Annotated in this window: 15 protein-coding genes; 3 read left to right on the top strand and 12 right to left on the bottom strand. The window is 71.3% G+C overall.

The window, feature by feature from the left end:
- On the bottom strand, positions 1–273 hold a 273-nt coding region (locus KF837_44680), incomplete at its 3' end, for a hypothetical protein (protein MBX3234472.1).
- Between the two features lie 83 nt (positions 274–356).
- Positions 357–1916: a hypothetical protein gene (locus tag KF837_44675; GenBank protein ID MBX3234471.1), complete on the bottom strand. Its 1560-nt coding sequence runs from the start codon at positions 1914–1916 to the stop codon at positions 357–359.
- Between the two features lie 277 nt (positions 1917–2193).
- Here KF837_44675 and KF837_44670 point away from each other — a divergent pair, with 277 nt between their 5' ends.
- Positions 2194–4989, top strand: a complete 2796-nt coding sequence (locus KF837_44670; protein MBX3234470.1) for a DNA translocase FtsK 4TM domain-containing protein — start codon at positions 2194–2196, stop codon at positions 4987–4989.
- Here KF837_44670 and KF837_44665 read toward each other — a convergent pair.
- Positions 4973–5623: a hypothetical protein gene (locus KF837_44665; protein MBX3234469.1), complete on the bottom strand. Its 651-nt coding sequence runs from the start codon at positions 5621–5623 to the stop codon at positions 4973–4975. The two genes, KF837_44670 and KF837_44665, sit on opposite strands and share 17 nt — an antisense overlap.
- Positions 5624–5635: 12 nt before the next feature.
- Complete coding sequence (locus KF837_44660) at positions 5636–6358, bottom strand: TIGR03118 family protein (GenBank protein ID MBX3234468.1); 723 nt, start codon at positions 6356–6358, stop codon at positions 5636–5638.
- Between the two features lie 148 nt (positions 6359–6506).
- Here KF837_44660 and KF837_44655 point away from each other — a divergent pair, with 148 nt between their 5' ends.
- Entirely contained in the window at positions 6507–7964 is a 1458-nt protein-coding gene (locus tag KF837_44655; protein MBX3234467.1) for a hypothetical protein, read from the top strand.
- A 359-nt stretch (positions 7965–8323) separates the two neighbouring features.
- Here KF837_44655 and KF837_44650 read toward each other — a convergent pair whose 3' ends face one another.
- Genes KF837_44650 through KF837_44640 form a run of 3 tightly spaced genes read right to left on the bottom strand, consistent with a single transcriptional unit; the run spans position 8324 to position 10670 of the window.
- Complete coding sequence (locus KF837_44650) at positions 8324–9226, bottom strand: DUF3396 domain-containing protein (protein MBX3234466.1); 903 nt, start codon at positions 9224–9226, stop codon at positions 8324–8326.
- A 23-nt stretch (positions 9227–9249) separates the two neighbouring features.
- Complete coding sequence (locus KF837_44645; GenBank protein MBX3234465.1) at positions 9250–9798, bottom strand: DUF4920 domain-containing protein; 549 nt, start codon at positions 9796–9798, stop codon at positions 9250–9252.
- A gap of 32 nt (positions 9799–9830) precedes the next feature.
- Positions 9831–10670 carry a 50S ribosomal protein L11 methyltransferase gene (locus tag KF837_44640; GenBank protein MBX3234464.1) on the bottom strand — a complete coding sequence of 280 codons (840 nt, stop codon included), beginning with the start codon at positions 10668–10670 and terminating at the stop codon, positions 9831–9833.
- 28 nt (positions 10671–10698) lie between these two features.
- Between KF837_44640 and KF837_44635 the strand changes: the two genes are divergently transcribed.
- Positions 10699–11619: a hypothetical protein gene (locus KF837_44635; protein ID MBX3234463.1), complete on the top strand. Its 921-nt coding sequence runs from the start codon at positions 10699–10701 to the stop codon at positions 11617–11619.
- Here the strand turns inward: KF837_44635 and KF837_44630 are convergent.
- The 5 genes from KF837_44630 to KF837_44610 all read right to left on the bottom strand — a co-directional run.
- On the bottom strand, positions 11616–12506 hold the full coding sequence (locus KF837_44630) for a hypothetical protein (GenBank protein MBX3234462.1): 891 nt from the start codon (positions 12504–12506) through the stop codon (positions 11616–11618). The two genes, KF837_44635 and KF837_44630, sit on opposite strands and share 4 nt — an antisense overlap.
- On the bottom strand, positions 12506–14347 hold the full coding sequence (locus KF837_44625; protein MBX3234461.1) for a c-type cytochrome: 1842 nt from the start codon (positions 14345–14347) through the stop codon (positions 12506–12508). Before KF837_44625 ends, KF837_44630 begins: the two co-directional genes overlap by 1 nt.
- Positions 14335–15120, bottom strand: coding sequence for a hypothetical protein (locus KF837_44620; GenBank protein MBX3234460.1), 786 nt, complete (start codon positions 15118–15120; stop codon positions 14335–14337). The genes KF837_44625 and KF837_44620 overlap by 13 nt, the downstream gene beginning before the upstream one ends.
- Positions 15108–15770 carry a hypothetical protein gene (locus KF837_44615; protein MBX3234459.1) on the bottom strand — a complete coding sequence of 221 codons (663 nt, stop codon included), beginning with the start codon at positions 15768–15770 and terminating at the stop codon, positions 15108–15110. The genes KF837_44620 and KF837_44615 overlap by 13 nt, the downstream gene beginning before the upstream one ends.
- The coding region (locus KF837_44610; protein ID MBX3234458.1) for a hypothetical protein at positions 15767–16259 on the bottom strand (493 nt) is incomplete at its 5' end. The genes KF837_44610 and KF837_44615, both read right to left, overlap by 4 nt.

Genomic DNA, 16259 nt, shown 5'->3' with positions numbered 1-16259 from the left:
TCCGCGGAGGGACGCCGGCGGCGGCATCGGCGGAGGCGGCGCGCTCGCGTAGCCGGGATCGCGCCCGCGCGGCGGCGGCTCGTCGCGCCCACCGCCGCCGGGGTACGGCGTGCGCGGCCCGTAGCTGCGCTGCCGGGCGTACTGCTTCATCGCCTCGTTGATCAGGTAGTCGACGCTGCATTCCAGCTCGCGAGCCATCTGCTCGAACGTCTCCCAGAGCATGTCTCTGCACTGGAAGGTCCGGGGGCTCTTCTTGTTCGGATCCGAGCTCATCGCAGCGTTACGGCGGACAACCCCTCTTCTGGAGGATCAGAACAGCACGGGAAGCGGAATGTGAAATTCTATGCGAGGACGCGTCACTTATCCATGTTGGGCACGAGGCAGGTCTTGACCCATTCCCCCACGGTCTTGACCTCATGTGCTTCCATTTCTTTCGAGCCGGGCGCCTTCGGGACGTCGCACTCCCATTTGCACTCGTCGGCGGCATCGCATTTCGGAAGCGGGTCGTTGTCCCTCTCGTGGGCGGCCACGAGCTTCCGGTCTTCTTTCTTGCCGCCCCAGTACCACCCGAGCGCGACGAGCTTCGGCCCGAGGTCCTTGGAGCTCATGTAGGGCGCGAGGATGTCGGCCTTCGTCTTGGCGTCGCCCTCGACCTTGTCGCGGATCGTCTGCGCGTACTGGAGCGGCTCGGTCTGCCCCATCTTCGTCGCCGCCGTCTTCGGCAGGTGGTTCATGAAATCGGGGATCTGCTTCGCGTTCATCGTCAGGAGCACGTGGTCGAACGCGACGTAGCGCACCTTCCAGCGGGGGTTGTCCGCGAGGGAGTAGAGCTTCGGGACCGTCTGCTCCTTCGGGAACTCGTCCATGCGCCGGAAGGCTCCGTCGCGCACCTCGTCGGGGACGTCGTTCCCCTTCGCGATCGCGAAGAGGTGGTCGAGCTGCTCCTTGCTGTTCTTGTCGAGGTTGCCCTCGAGCGCGGCGAGCGCGAGCTTGCGCCGCGGCGCCGGCATCTTCTGATCGGCGGCGTACTTGATGAGGTAGTCGACGCTCGGCTTGCCCGCGACGCGCTTCATCGCCGGGAACACCTCCTCCGTGAGGCGGCGCTCCTGGATCTTGTCGACCTGCGCGGCGACCTGGCTGTCGTCGGCCTGGACCTTGTTCTTGGCGTTGTACTCCTTGACGATCTTCGTCTGCGCCTCGAGCCACTCCTTCGAGTTGTACTTCTCGGCGAGCTGGACGAGCGACTTCGAGAGATCGGCCTTCGCCTGATCGTCGCCGATGTCCTTGATCAGGCCGGCGATGCGGTCGATGCGCGCCGTGTTCTCGCTCACGAGGCCGGGGAGGATCTTCACGCTGTCGGGGCCGAGCGTCCGCATCATCTGCTCGAGGCCGTACTGCTGCGAGCCGTTCTCGATGCGGTCCTCGAAGCCCGTCTGCGCCCACTTCGTCAGCGCGGCCTTCAGCGTCGCCTTCGTCTCGTCGTTCGAGATGAGCGGCGGCTCGTGGATGAGGAGCGCGAACGACGCGTCCTTGTACGGGACGGTGGGGTCCGCCGGAAGGCGGCCCTCCGGCGTGCGCGCGGGCGGCGGCGCCTTGAGCTCCTCGATGAGCATCGGGACGAGGCGGTCGACGAGCTGCTGCCGCGTCTCGGGGGCGAGCTGGTTCAGCGCGCCTTCCCGCTCCTCGCCCTCTTCGTTCTTGTACTTCTCGATGAGGAACTTGATGCCCTGTCGTGTTCCACCACGAGGCGGCATCCGGATGAGGGCCATCGCCGCGTCGGTCCGCAGCTCGAGCGCGTACTTGTCGTGCGTGATGACGGCGACGAGCTTGTGTGGACCGCGCTGGGTCGTCTCCCACCGCTTCACGTCCCCCTCGTTGACGCGGCAGCCCGCGGACGCGACCGGCAGTGCGGTCACGGCCAGCGCGAAGCATAGCGACCTCGTTGTCCGGGCTTGCCCCATCGTTCCTCGAATGGACAAGGACGATACGCCGGGATCCCTCGGAGAACCAAGGATAAACCGGCCGCTCGACAGGTCGGGCGCGGGCATCCCGAATGTTGACCACGGATCCGGCCATGCCGTAGCGTCGATGTAGGTAACAGTAGGCATGGGCTTCTTGGACGGATTGTTGGGTCGACGGAACCAGGCTCCGGATCTGACGGCAGGGCCGGCGCTCGCACATGCGGATGGCGGCGTGAGCGAGCCGCTGTTCGTGCCTCGGGGCGGACGCGCGCTCCCCGCGAACACACGCGCGCCGAGCGTCCTCGGGTCGCAGCCGCACTCGTTCGCGCGCGGACGCGAGGTCGCGGCGCTGCTCCTGTGGACGCTCGCGGTGTTCTTCGCGCTCGCCCTCGCTTCGTACGCGGGCGAGCCGGCGCGTCCGAACGTCGTGCCCGATCCCTCCGTCGTCGGCGAGGACTGGGTCGGCGCGGTCGGCGCGTCCGTCGCGCGTCTGTTCGTCGGGCTCGTCGGCGTCATGTCGTGGGTCGTGCCCGCTGAGGCGCTGCTCCTCGGGATCCCCTTCGTCACCGGCAAGAAGAGCAGCGCCACCGCGTCGCGGCTCGCGGGCGACATCCTCCTCGTCGTGATCGGCGCGTCGCTCGTGCAGGTCGGCTGGCCCGAGAAGCTCGCCTTCGGCCGCTACTCGGCCGGCGGCATGATCGGCGAGCTCTTCGGCGAGATCGCGCGCTCGCTGTTCTCGACCGCGGGCTCGTTCCTCGTCGGCTTCGCGCTGGTGGGGCTCATCCTCATCAGCCGCGCGAGCTTCTCCTTCATCGCGCTGATGCGCGCGATCGCGCGGCTCTTCACCTTCATCCAGGAGAAGGTTCGCGGCGGCGTGAGCTATGTGCATAATGCATGGGTCGAGGCGCGCGCCCTCGACCGCGCGCGCGCGGAGGAAGAGAAGCTCGCCGACGCGCCCGTCATCGCGCTGCCGAAGGCCGACGCGACGATCCTCGTCGTGGATCAAGAGGAAGAGCCGGCGCCTTCGCCCGCGGTCCCGGAGACGCGCGTGCGCATCGCGACCGAGAGCGCGGAGTGGGACGGCGCGACCGCGCTCGTGCCGCTCGAAGAGACGAAGGAGGAGAAGCGCCGCAAGAAGGCGATCACGCTGCCACCGCCGGAGCCGGAGCCGAAGCGGAGCCGCGCGAAGAAGGAGCCTCCCGCGCCGGAGCCGGAGGCCGTCGAGGAGGAGCCCGTCGTCGCCGAAAAACCGAAGCGCTCGCGGAAGAAGAAGAGCGAGCCGCCGCCCGAGGAGATCGGCGCGGAGGAGGCGATCGAGGAGCAGTCCGCGGAGGAAGAAGAGGAGGAGACCGAGGAAGAGGTCGCCGCTTCTCCCCCCGAGCCCGAGCTTTCCCCTGAGCCCGAGCCGGCGCCGGCGCCGTTCGCCGGCATCACGATCGTCGACACGTCGGCCGCGCTCGAGAAGGTGCAGCTGCCGAAGGAGACGAAGAAGAAGCCGAGCCCGAAGGAGCAGCCCGCGTTCAAGCTGCCGCCGATCGACATGCTCGCCGCCGCGCCCGCGAACATCGGGCCGCTCTTCGACGAGGTGAAGCTGCGCGCGGAGGCCGACCTCCTCGCGAAGACGCTCTCCGACTACAAGGTCACGGGCAAGGTCGAGGAGATCCTCCCCGGCCCCGTCGTCACCACCTTCGAGGTCTCCGCCGCCGCGGGCACGAAGGTGAGCCGCGTCGCCGGCCTCGCCGACGACCTCGCGCTCGCGCTCGCGAAGAAGGTCCGCATCGTCGCCCCGATCCCGGGCAAGAACCGGATCGGGTTCGAGCTCCCGAACGAGACGCGCTCGGCGGTGAACCTCCGCGACCTCGTCGAGGACCGCCGCTTCCAGACGCTCGAGGTGCCGCTCCCCGTCGTGCTCGGTCGCGACATCGTCGGAAACCCCGTCTACGCCGATCTCGCGAGCATGCCCCACGCGATCGTCGCCGGCGCGACCGGCGCCGGCAAGTCGGTCGGCCTCAACGTCATGCTCACGTCGCTCCTCTTCCGCCGCACGCCGGAGGAGCTGCGCATGCTCATGATCGATCCGAAGGTCGTCGAGCTCGCGCCGTTCGACCGCATCCCGCACATGCTCTTGCCGGTCGTCACCGACATGAAGCAAGCGTCGAACGCGCTCAAGTGGGCGGTCGACGAGATGGAGCGCCGCTACCAGCTCTTCGCCGACGCGGGGACGAAGAACATCGGGACGTACAACGGGTGGGTGAAGCGCGTGCGCGCGGGCGAGGTGAAGAACCCGCTCGGCAAGGCGATCGTCGGCAAGGACCTGAACGGCATCCAGGAGGTGCTCCGCGTCCGCGACGACGATCCCGACGGGCAGGAGGTCCTCCCCGATCACCTCCCGATGATCGTCATCGTCATCGACGAGTTCGCCGACCTCATGATGCAGCAGGGCAAGGAGGTCGAGGCCTGCGTCGCGCGCCTCGCGCAGAAGGCGCGCGCGGCCGGCATGCACGTCATCCTCGCGACGCAGCGCCCGTCGGTCGACGTCATCACCGGCATGATCAAGGCGAACTTCCCGACCCGGATCGCGTTCCGCGTCGCGCAGAAGATCGACTCGCGCACGATCCTCGACGAGCAGGGCGCGGAGCACCTCCTCGGCAAGGGCGACATGCTCATCAAGCTGAACGGCACGAACGACACGAAGCGCGTGCAGTGCCCGTGGGTGAGCGAGGAGGAGGTCCAGGAGATCACCGACTATCTCCGCGCGCAGGGCGAGCCGGTCTACGACGACAACATCCTGAAGCCGCGCGACGAAGACGGCGCGCCGGCGGACGACGACGCCGAGCAGGACGCGATGTACGACGACGCGGTGCGCATCGTCGCCGAGACGCGCCGCTGCTCCACGAGCTGGCTCCAGCGCCACCTCGGGCTTGGCTACAACCGCGCCGCGCGCATCGTCGAGACGATGGAGCGGCGCGGCCTCGTCGGCCCCGCGCGCGGCGCGAAGGACCGCGAGGTCCTCATCTCGGCGCTCTGATCCCGCGCTGCTCCGCGAGGAGCGCGCGCGCGTCGGGGACGCCGGGGATGACGATCTCCTCGACGCGCGCGAGCGAGGGCGCGCCCGCGACGGCGCGGACGCAGACGCGCCCGAAGTCGGCCGGGCGGCGATAGAGGTCCTCCCAGATTCCGGTCGCCTCCGCGAACGGCGACAGCGCGAGCGAGGTGACCTTCCCCGGCGGGATGCGCGCGAAGACGTCCTCGAGCGTCACCGCCGCGATCGCCCACGGGTAGCGCCCGTCGCTCGAGATGACGGCGTACTGCGCGACGTCGGTGACGACGAGCGTTCGCACGAGCGGCTCGTCCCGCCAGATCGTCTCCGCTCGTCCTTCGAGCTCGGCGAGCGCGATCGTGACCTCCTCGACGAAGCCGCGCACGAAGGTGGGGCGCGCGTACGAGGCGAGGGGCGTCCACTCGGCGCCGTGGGCGCGCACGAGCTCGCCGGCGCGGCGGGCGAAGAGCTCGCGCTGGTCGGCGGGAGCGGTCCGCGCCGCGAGCGAGCACTGGAGGACGACGAGCTCGCCGCGCGCTCCTCCTTCGCGATCGGCCCAGACGAGCCGCGCCGCGTCGTCGTCCGGCGCGGCGAGGATCGCGTCGAAGAGCGGATCGCCCACGGGTGGAGCGTATCAGCGCGTGGGCACGAGCGTCCCCGACGCGACGTCGCTCTCGAAGCGCACCGCGCCGCCTTCGACGCGCAACGTCCACAGGTGTGCGATCGCGATCGGGCCGGCGGCGTCGGCGACGAGGCCGAGCTCCCTGCCGCTCCGCGGATCGAAGAGGTGGACCGCGCCGTCGCCGTGGTTGCCGACGAGGAGGGCGCCGGCGAAGCGTCCCCACGACGCGGGGGCGAGCGCGAGCGCGTGCGGCGCGTCGAGCGAGCCGCCCTGCGCGACGCGCGCGAGGAAGCGTCCGTCCGCGTCGAACGCGTCGACGATGCCGCCGCCGAGCTCGTTCGTCGTGCCGTACGCGACGTAGAGCGTGCCGTCGAGCGCGGCGACGTTGAACGGCGCGTAGCCCTTCGGCAGCGCTGGATCGACGAAGGAGCCCGCGATCGGCGCGCCGCCGACGTCGATGCGCCCGCTCGCGAAGTCGGCGGTATACACCCGGCCCGCGAGCCGCGCGCGACTCGCACGCGCATCGCCCTCGGCCGTCGCGCGCGCGTCGGCGGTCGCGTGCGCGTCGGCGTCGGCGTCGAGCGGCTCCGCGTCGTCGAGCCGCGTGACGTGGATCGCCGCGCGCGGCGTGCTCGCGTAGGTGGAGATCGCCTCGTACGAAGCGGCGACGTCCTCGGGCGCCTCGCTGACGCACGCGACGACGAAGAGCGCGAGACCGGCGGCGATCGTCTTCATGGCGCGCACTCTGCGCCGCGCGCGACGACACGACCAGAGCGCTTCCGCGCAACCGCCGTTGCCGCGCGGGAAAGGCTCGGCGCCGCCTCGCGCGGGAAGGATCGGCGTCGCCTCGTGCGTGCGATGTTCTACCCTGGCGGCGTTCACGATGAGCATCACGTTTCACGTCGCCGCGCGCGAGTTGCCTGGCTTCAACGCGATCGTCTCCGCGTCGGGGATGGGCGCTCCGGTGCAGCTCACCGGCGCGGGGTGGACCGGCGAAGCGTGGCCGAAGGGGCTCCTCGCCAACATCGTCGACGCCGCCGCCGCGCCGTCGAAGATGGAGCTCACGCCCGAGCTCGAGGCGAGCTTCGCGCGGGCGGGGCTGCATGGCTCGTTCATCGCGTGGACGCGCGGCGCCGCGCGCGGCGTCGTCGTCGATCGCAGCCGCGACGGGCTCGCGCTCCACGTGCCGCTGCTCGCGTCGGCGGCGGACTACCTCCTCGCCGCCGGTCTCGCCGCCGGCGCGGCGAAGCTCCTCGCGACCGAGGTCCGGATCGAAGACCCCGGCGCGCCTCCGGGCCGTGGGCTCTCGTTCGCGCCGGACGCGCTCCTCGCGCACTGGACCGCCGACGTCGCCGAGACGCACGCGCGCCAGGTCGGGACGTGGATCGCCGACGACGTCGCGCAAGGCCGCACGTACTTCTTCCACGGTCCGCGCGGCGCGATCGCGCTCGGTCCCGCCGAGCTGACCGACGCGCCGGACGAGGAGCGCTTCGACCGCGCGCGCGCGGTCCTCACCGGCGACGACGCGGTCCTCGCGCTCGGACGCGACGCGCTCCCGCCGTCCGGCGACGGACGGCGCGAGGCCGTGCTCCTCACCGCCGCGATGGTCTTCGCCGCCGGCGCCGACGGCGTGCTCGCCGACGAAGAGGCGCGTCAGCTCGAGGCGCACTTCGCGACGGTGCAGGAGCTCGCGTCGTTCGACGCGCGCGCGCTGATGGCGGCGGTGCCGAGCGAGGTGAAGGGGATCGACGCGCTCGGCGAGCTCGCGCAGCTGCCGCTCCGGCGAAAGGCCTTCGTCCTCGCGGCGGAGGTGATCGCGAGCGCGCGCGACGGCAAGCTCGGCGGCGAGCCGTCCGACCCCAACGTCCAGGCGGTGAGCGCGCTCGCGAAGGCGCTCTTCCTCGACGACGACCAGCTGTTCCTCGCGCAGGTCGTCCGCACGGTGACGGCGAAGTACGAGGACGCGAAGGACGACGCGCTCGCGGCGCGCCTCGCGCTCGCGATGCTCCTCGTCGCGAGCGCGGACGGGAAGATCGACGCGCAAGAGACGGCGGTGCTCTCCGCGCTCGCGCGCACGGTGCCCGACCTCCGCGCGCACGACGTCGGCGCGCTCTTCGCCGCCGCGCGCACGAAGATCGAGGCGAGCCCCGACGCCGCGCTCGTGACCCTCGCCGCGATGACGGCCGGCAAGAACAAGTGCTTCGCCCTCGCGACCGAGGTCGCGCTCGTCGCCGGCCTGAGCCACGAGCGCACGCTCTTGCCGTCGATCGCCGCGCACCTCGCGCCCGACCGCGACTACGCCGACGCCGCGATCGCGACCTTCGCCGCGAAGTACGCATAGATCGTCACCGCGGAGCGTCGTCTTCTTCTCGATCTGGACGGGCGGATCGTTCCCGTCCGGCGGCAGGTCGTCCTCGATCAGGACCTCGACGACCAGCCCACCCTTCGACGGCGTGACGTCGAAGCCCGCGCGCCAGCCATAGAACGGCGGCTCCATCGTGACGTCGAACGTGTCGACGTCGCCCGGCGTGACGCGACCGCAGACGAAGATGCCGCGGGACGAGAAGACGTCGGCGTGCTCGGGATCGTCGATCGCGCCGACGTCCGAAATTGCCCGCAACGCGCAGGTTTGTCGGTCACAGTCTTGACCGGTGTGATCCCGCGCGGGTGACTCGCCAGGCACTCGCGTTGCCCAAGCGGTCAGCGTCGCGGGCGAGGTGGAAGCAACCAACGAAGCTGCCAGAGGATGCCGTCCGCTTCGTAGAGGCCGATCGGACATCCCTGGTGGACGTGTTGCGCGGGCCACAGCGCGAGCGCGAGCGCGCGCATCTTCGGATCGTCGTCGAGCGACGGCGTCTTCCCCGCGCGGACGGCGCCGCGGCCGCCGTCGAACGGGAGCCACGAGACGCCGCGCGGGAGCTCGAGCTCGTCGCCGCGAGCGACGCCGAGCCGAGCGAGCACGGCGGGGGAGAGCAGCGTCAACCAGCCGATCCCGCGGTGGCACGTGCCGAGGCGCGCGCCCACGGTGGGGTCGACGAGATCGAGGCCGGGATGGGCGGACGTCCGCTCGACGACGGCGCGGTTGAAGCCGACCGGATCGGGGACCCCTTCGGACACGAGGCCGATCGAGACCGTGCCGCTGGTGAACGCGACGCGCGCGAGCAGATCGACGAGCCACGTCGACGCCTGCTCGTCGCCGCTCGAGAACGGCTCGGGCGGGAGCCACAGCTCGAGCCTTCCGGTCGCTTGGGGCGAGCTCCCGGTTCGAGCGTCGTAGCGGAGGCGGTGGCGCGGGAGCGTCGACTCGTCCGCCTCGTCGCGGACGACGAACCACTCGTCGGGATGAGCGTCCGGCCGCTCGAGCCTTCCGCGCACGCGCTTCGCGAGCGCCTCGCTGAACGGAGCGTAGAGCGCGGTGCCCGCACCTTCGGCCTTGATCCGCTTGCCGCCGATCCACGTCATGCCGGCGCGCTCGAGCATCCGATCGAGGACGGCGAGGACGCCGCCGGCGACCTCGGCGTGCGGCGCCTCGAAGAAGAGCGAGACGAGGAGCCTCTCGTCGGCATAGACACGCCCGGCGTGCGTCGGCGCGAGCTTCCCCATCGGCTCGGCGAGCTTCGTCGGCGCTACAGGAGCTCGACGCCGTCGGCGACGAGCTCGAGCTTCGCGAGGGGGCGGCCGAGCTGCTCCTCCGCTTCGGCGCGGCAGCCCTTCTTGCCTTCCTTCGCTTCCATCGCGGCCATGCCCTCGTGGCCCTCGCCCTCGCACGCGCCTTCCTTGCCGCTCGGGACGAGCTTCGCCTGGATGCGCGCCTTCCGGCCCGACGCGGTCTTCGGGACGAAGAACGAGTGGCCCGCCATCTTGATGTGGGCCTGGCTCGCGTCGTCCTTGATCTCCATCCAGCAGCCCATGTGCTGGCACACCGCGGTGACGGTGCCCGTCGTCGTGAACGTCTTGTTCGTGTACGCGTCCGGCTTCTTCGCGACGTCTGCGAGCGCCACGCTCTGCGTGTTGCCCTCGATCGCCGCGCCGAGGCGGAGGACGCCCTCCGTCGGCGCCGGCGCGCTCTTCGTCTCCGTCTTCGACGTCGGCGCGGGCTCCGGCTTCGGCTCCGGCGCGGGGCCGGTCTTGCAGGCGACGAGTCCGAGGGCGACGAGCACGAGCGCGCGATGCATGCCCTCCTCGTAGCACTCGCCTCGCGCGTCGCCTAGGCGCGAACACCGACGAGCGCGCACCACGAGGATTGCTCGCGTTTCTCGAAGCGGAGCTCCGGGAAACACGCGGCGACGGCGTCGGCCTCGTGAGACCCGAAGCCGGAGACGATCGCGGTGCCGCCGTCCGCGAGCCTCGCGCAGATCGGAGCCCCGAGCGCGTGAAACGCCCGAGACCAGACGTTGGCGACGACGACGTCGAAGCGCGCGTCCGGGAGATCGTGCGTGATCGCGATCTGTACGTCGTTCAACGCCGCGTTTCGCGCCGCCACGTAGCGAGCGTAGGGGGCGATGTCCGTGGCGGCCAGGCGCTTCACGCCCAGGCGGGAAGCGATGAGGAAGAGGATCCCGGTGCCACATCCCACGTCGAGCAGCGATGACCCCGGGCGAGCGACTTCCATGACGGCGGCCGCGCACATGCTCGTCGTGGGATGCCTGAAGTTGCCGAATGCGAGCCCCGGATCGACGCGGATGAGATCCGGCCCGCGCGCTTCGCACGACCTCGAGGCGATCCGGAGGTTCGCGCCGATCGGCATCGGCTCGGACGGCAGCCTCCACGAGAAGTCGTAGCTCTCGTGCGGCACGATATGGAGCGACGCGGGATCGCTCGCGAACCGCCGCACCACGTCCATCCAACCGGGGAAGTGGCGATCGAGGAGGAGCAGGCTGCGTGCTCGGCCGTCCTCGGGTTGATCCGGGTAGTAGCTCACGCCGCCCGGCGAGAGGGCCTGCAGAAGCGCGGTCACGTCGCTCGTCGGGCAGAGGATCCGCGCGATGGACCACGTCGATTGCTCGAAGGGATGGAGAATGAGCGTCGTCGCGTCGGCCTCTACCATGTCCGCCGTCGAGCGTATCCTCGAGGAGATGGGACGTCTCCTCGCGTTCGGGCTCGTCGTCGCCGCGGTGATCGCGGTCGCTGCGTGCGACGACGATCCGGCGCCCGCGCCCGCGCCGGGCACGACGTCGTCGAGCACCTCGAGCGGCGGCGCCGGCCCCGTCACGGCGACCGCCGCGAACGTGACCGACTTCTGCGCGAAGACGCTCGGCGTCGTCCTCTCCTCCTTGGAGCAGTGTTGCACCGCGGCGGACAAGGAGACGACCGACTACAAGCTCACCTTCGGCCTCGCCTCCCTCGTCGAGCCGCAGTGCCGGCTCGTCCTCGCGCTCTCGAGCGGCTCGGGCCGCCTCCTCTACCGCGCCGATCGCGCCGAGGCCTGCTACGCCGCGTACGCCGCGACCTACGGGGCCGACGAGTGCGCGAACGTCACGTCGACGTTCACCGATCCGGCCGGCACCGCGTGCCGCGAGGCGTTCGTCGGGACCGGTCCGAACGGCGCGAGCTGCGCCGGCGACCACGAGTGCGTCGACGGCCTGACGTGTGTAGGATACAGCGAATCGACGGAGGGCCGCTGCGTCGCGCCGCCCGCGCTCGGCGCGCCGTGCGGCCCGGCGAAGGTCGACGGCGGCGGCGCGGCGATCGAGAAGGAGAGCGTGCTCGCGTTCGGCGATCACCCGAGCTGCGTCGCGGGCGCCGAGTGCGACCCGACCTCGGGCACCTGCGTCGCCGCGAAGCCGGCGAAGGACCCCGCCCCCGAAGGCGGCCCCTGCGCGACGGACGACGACTGCGTCCGCGGCCTCCATTGCGACGCGACCCAGAAGTGCGCGGCGCGCAAGCCCGCCGGCAGCGCCTGCACCGGCGCCCTCGTCTCGAGCGAATGCGCCGGCCGCTGCGACGCCGACAGCGGCGAGCCCGGCACCTGCGCGCCCTTCTGCGGCTCGCGTTAGAACGAGCCAGAGAACAGGAGCGGGAACTGGGCGGCCGGCATGGCGGCGCGGTCGGCCGTGCGCCATGTCGGCTCGCGGAGGGCCGCGTCCTTCGGGCCGGCCGTCGTGGTCTGGTGGATGTCGGTCGTGGCGCTCGTGAGGCAGAGGATGAGGCCGCCCACCGTCGCGACCGCGCCGACGCCCATCGCGATGAGGCCGCCGGTGAGGAGCGCGTCCTTGTCCTTGCCTCGCTCGTCGAACGAGACGGCCGCGAGCAAGAGGCCCACGTACCCCGTGAGCACGCCGCCGCCGGCGATGAGGCCACCCATCACGATGCCGCCCATCGACGGCGGATCGACCGCGATCGTCACCGTGGCGCCGGCGCTCGCGCCGAGGTTGAACTCCTTCGACTGCGCGACGTTGTTGCCGGCGATGCGGTACGTGTCGCCGATCGGCAGCTCCTCGTCGCACGGCGAGGTGCACGCCTGCGTCCACGCGCTCGAGCCGGCGGGGCGGCGATAGAGGATGACCCTGTTCGGCGCGACGACGTGCACGCGCGCGCGCGGTCCGCTCATCGGCGCGGGCGCGGCCGGCGTGCCCGGCGGGATCGTGCGCGCCCCCACCGTGGGCGTGTCGGTCGCCGTCGCTCCGCCGGGCGGCGGCGACGACGCGACGACGACCTTGTCGATGTCGCCCCACGCGATGCGCTTCGACTCGCCCTTCTCGACGAGGATCGTCACGTGATCGCCGGGGACGATCTCGGTGACGCGCCCGCGATAGAGGCCCCCGTTGCGGAGGTGGACCGAGTCGATCGACGACAGCGCCGGCACGTCGTCCGCGCGGGCCGGCGTCGACGCCGTCGCGACGAGCAGCGGCGCCGCGAGGCAGAGCGCAAAACGCAGCCGCATCAGAGCGTGTCCATGAACATCGACAGGTCGTTGATCTCCTGCTTCGTGAGGTTCGCGACGTCGCCGTGCTTGTCGCCGCCGCACGCGGTGCCGTCGAAGCGCGCCGCGAGCGTCTTCGCGCAGCCGTTGTGGAGGAACGGCGCGCGCCAGCCGACGCCGACGAGGGACGGCACCTGGTAGAGCGCGCCAGTGCCGACGTCCACCGTCTCGTTGTTCGTGTACTCCTTGCCCGAGTGGCACGTCACGCAGCCGCGCTGCTCGAAGAGGACGCGCCCGCGCTCCACCGACTCGGCGGGGTGGACCAACTTCGGCGGGGCGGGGAGGCGGAAGAGCCACGTCTGGAGCGTGCTCACCTGCGCCTCGTCGACGTTCGGACCGCTCATGCGGCTCGTGAAGACGTGATCGACGAGGTGACGCATGTCCTTGATCGTGCCGTCCCAGTGGAAGGGCGCGGTGTGCGCGAGGGTGCCGAGCATCGACGGCGTGCGGCGCTCGCCTTCGACGAAGTCCCACGTGCGACCGTCCTCGCCGCCCTCGGCGTGGCACGACGCGCACGCGAGGAAGCCGCCGCTGTTCGAGTGGAAGATCGCGTGGCCCGTGTCCTCGCGCGACTCGGTGGAGAGCTGGATCTCCTTGTACACGCGCTGCCGATCGGGGCTCATGATGTAGAGGGCCGCGGGCTCGCGCGACTGCACGAGCAGCTGGTCTTCGCCGTCGTACGCCGCCGCGATCGCCTGGCCGGGCACGTACCCCTTCGCCATCTCGTTGCAGCCCGGGTTCGGCGTGAAGCGCGAGCTGGACGACGGGAAGTCCGAGGAGTCGGTCGCCCGCGTCTTCACGCGATGGATGAAGATCTGCGGGAGCTCCGGGGTGTGGCCGTTGCCGGCGGCGACGATCGCGTACTCGCGGCCGTCGGTCGCGAGGTCGACCGGGAGCACGGCGGGCGGGATGCGGATCGACTCCTCACCCGGGACGTCGAGGCGCGTCGCCGTGATCGTCGGCGAGTTGCAGGTGTCGACCGCGCCGGAGCCGTAGTAGCCGGCGCCGTTCGTCGAAGGAGCGGGGTTGATCGGGTCCTGCGAGACGAGCGCGACGTCGTCCTTCTCGGCCTGGCCGTCGACGAGCGGCGGGGCCGCCATCCGCCAGCTGAGGTTTCCGCCGCGCGTCGACTCACCGAAGTACGAGCCGTCGCGCGAGAGGATCGAGACGTTCGCGCCGCGGAAGTGGCTGACGTAGAGGCGGTCCTTGAGCACGAGGACGTCGCGGAGATCGCGGTCGAGCCCGAGCCGCTGGACCGCGCCGCCCGCGAGCGGCACGGTGTAGAGGTCGCCCTCCGCGCACGCGACGTGGATCGCGTCGATCTTCGCGTCGAACGCGACGCCGCGCGGGGCGACGCAGAGCGCGCGGAGGGAGCTCTTGCCGGTCGCGAGCTCGATCGTCGCGATCGCCCCCGCGTTGCGGAGCGCGACGTGCGCGAAGCCGTGCGAGTCGATCGCGACGCGTCCGGGCTCCGCGCCGGCCGGGAGCGCGACGTCGTGCTTCACCGTGCGCGTCGGCACGTCGACGACGTAGACGCGATCGCGATCCGGATCGGCGGCGACGGCGGTGCGGCCGTCGGGCGCGACCGCGAGGGTGCCGCCCGAGATCGGCGGCGGCGCGACCTCGGTCGAGAGCGCCTGCGTGAACTTCGGCTGCGGGCCCGGCGTCGGCGCGACCGACGGCGTCGAGTTGACGTAGCGCTCGGCGTAATCCGATTCTTGTAGATTACAACCTGCCGCGACGGTCGCGACGAGGAGCGGCACGAAGAGGAAGAGGCCCGAGCGGAAGTTCATCGTTCGCATTGAGTGCTCCTATCGAGATCACGGGCCCACGAGCCATCGTAACAACGCATTCGGTAGCCGTCTTCGAAGACGCACGCGCCATAGTCGCACGTCATCGGACGGACGCAGTCCTGCCCCTCGCGCGGTCGCAGCCGGGGGCAGCGGAGGGGGCCCGCGTCGGCGGGAGAGATCGGAGAAGGCGGCGCGACGCAGCGCCACTCGTAACCGATCGGCTTGGGCGGCGGCGGCGGCGCGGCGGCGTCTTCGTCCGCGCCCGCGTCTTCGTCGGCGCCTGCGTCTTCGTTCGCGCCCGCGTCTTCGTCCGCGTCGGGCTCGGGCTCGGGTGCGTAGATCGGCGCGCAACCGCACGTTCCCTCTGGGTATTCGCAGAGGAGGGTGCCGGCGTTCGCGCCGGTGCAGCCGGCGTAGTCCTCGGTGTAGGCCTCGGGGCAGTCGGTGCGGCAGTCCGTTCGCGTGGGCTCGGTGAGCGTCCAGGTGCCGTTGCGACCGTCGTCGAGCGCACACGCGAGGTGGGCGTTGCAGGAGTAGCTCGCGAACGTGCCGCGCTCGCAGCTGCCGCTCGCGATGTTGCCGGTGCATCGCTCGCCTTCGCTGACCTGTTCGCACAACGACGGCTCGGCGCGGCGATCGGAGTCGAAGGTCCCCGACGACGACGAGGCGAAGCCGCCCCCGAAGCTCGGGTACTCGTAGTCGTCGTTGCAGCCGACGAGGAGCGCGAACGCGACGCCGATCGCGACGCCGAGCGCCCGGGCGAGCCGCTTCAGGGTGGGCATTCGGTCGCCTCCACTTGCCATACCCCCTCCGAGCAGACCATCCCCGCGCCGCGCTTCAGCGTGCAGCCGCCGTAGTCGCAGGCGCGATCGCCGAGGCATCCCGAGCCGACGAGCGGGCGCGAGATCGGGCATCCGTCGCCGGCGGTGGTGCACACCCAGCGGCGCGGGTGCGCGTGCGCGCCGTCGCGTCCGGTCGTGCAGCCGCAGAGGCGCCCGTCCGCGACGCACTGGAGCTCCGTCTCGTCGCTGACGACGCCGCCGTCGCTCGGCGTGAGCGTGCACGGCTCGCCGTCGACGATCGTCTTCGGGCACGTCCCCGCGCACGAGCCTCGCCGCGTCTCGGTCCAGTAGCGGTAGCCGCGATCGACGACGCAGGTGAACGTGGAGTTGCAGTCGGGATCGCTCGATTGGCCGCTCTCGCACGTCGCGCCCTCGACCGTGCAGGGCCCGTTCTCGTGCAGGCGCTCGTTGACGCAGACGTACGGCGGCGGCCGCGGCGTCGTGAGCGGCCCCGCGTCGAACGTGGACCCGAAGGTCGGCTGCGGGATCAGGATCGGATCGGCGTAGACCTCGTCGCACGCGGCGAGCAGCGTGGTGACGGCGGCGACGAGGCCCGCGCTCGCGAGCGCCTGGAGCTTCCGGCGCTTCATGGGATCACCAGCTCTCCGCGCAGCGCGAGGTGCGCGACGGGCACGCCCCAGTGCGCGCGCTCGGAGTCGCCCATGCGCACGACGAGGTCGTGCGAGCTCACGCCGAGCATGCCCTCCGCGGTGATCCGTGCGCGCGCGTTGATCTTCATCGATATGGCGGCGTTCACGTACATCACCGCGCCGAAGAGATCGATCGACTGGCTCTTCTTCTCCGCCGGTGCGACCGCGGTGTCGGGCCAGACGTGGACCCAGAGGACCGCGTAGCCGACGCCGAGGCGCGGGACGATGAACCTCGACGGGCTCGCGAGCGGCGCGGCGATGCCGAGCCCGATGAGGGTGGGGCGATAGCCGGCGGTGCCGATCGGAGCGGAGGCCTCGCGCGCGACGACGGCGGTCGAGAACCACGGCGCGAACGCGATGTTGCGGCTCACCGCGATGTCCGCGTTGGCGGAGATGCCGAGCGCGCCGCCCGACTCGCTCGCGAGGAGC

Source organism: Labilithrix sp. (assembly GCA_019637155.1).
GTDB lineage: Bacteria > Myxococcota_A > Polyangia > Polyangiales > Polyangiaceae > Labilithrix.
This window is presented reverse-complemented; position numbering and strand designations above follow the sequence as displayed.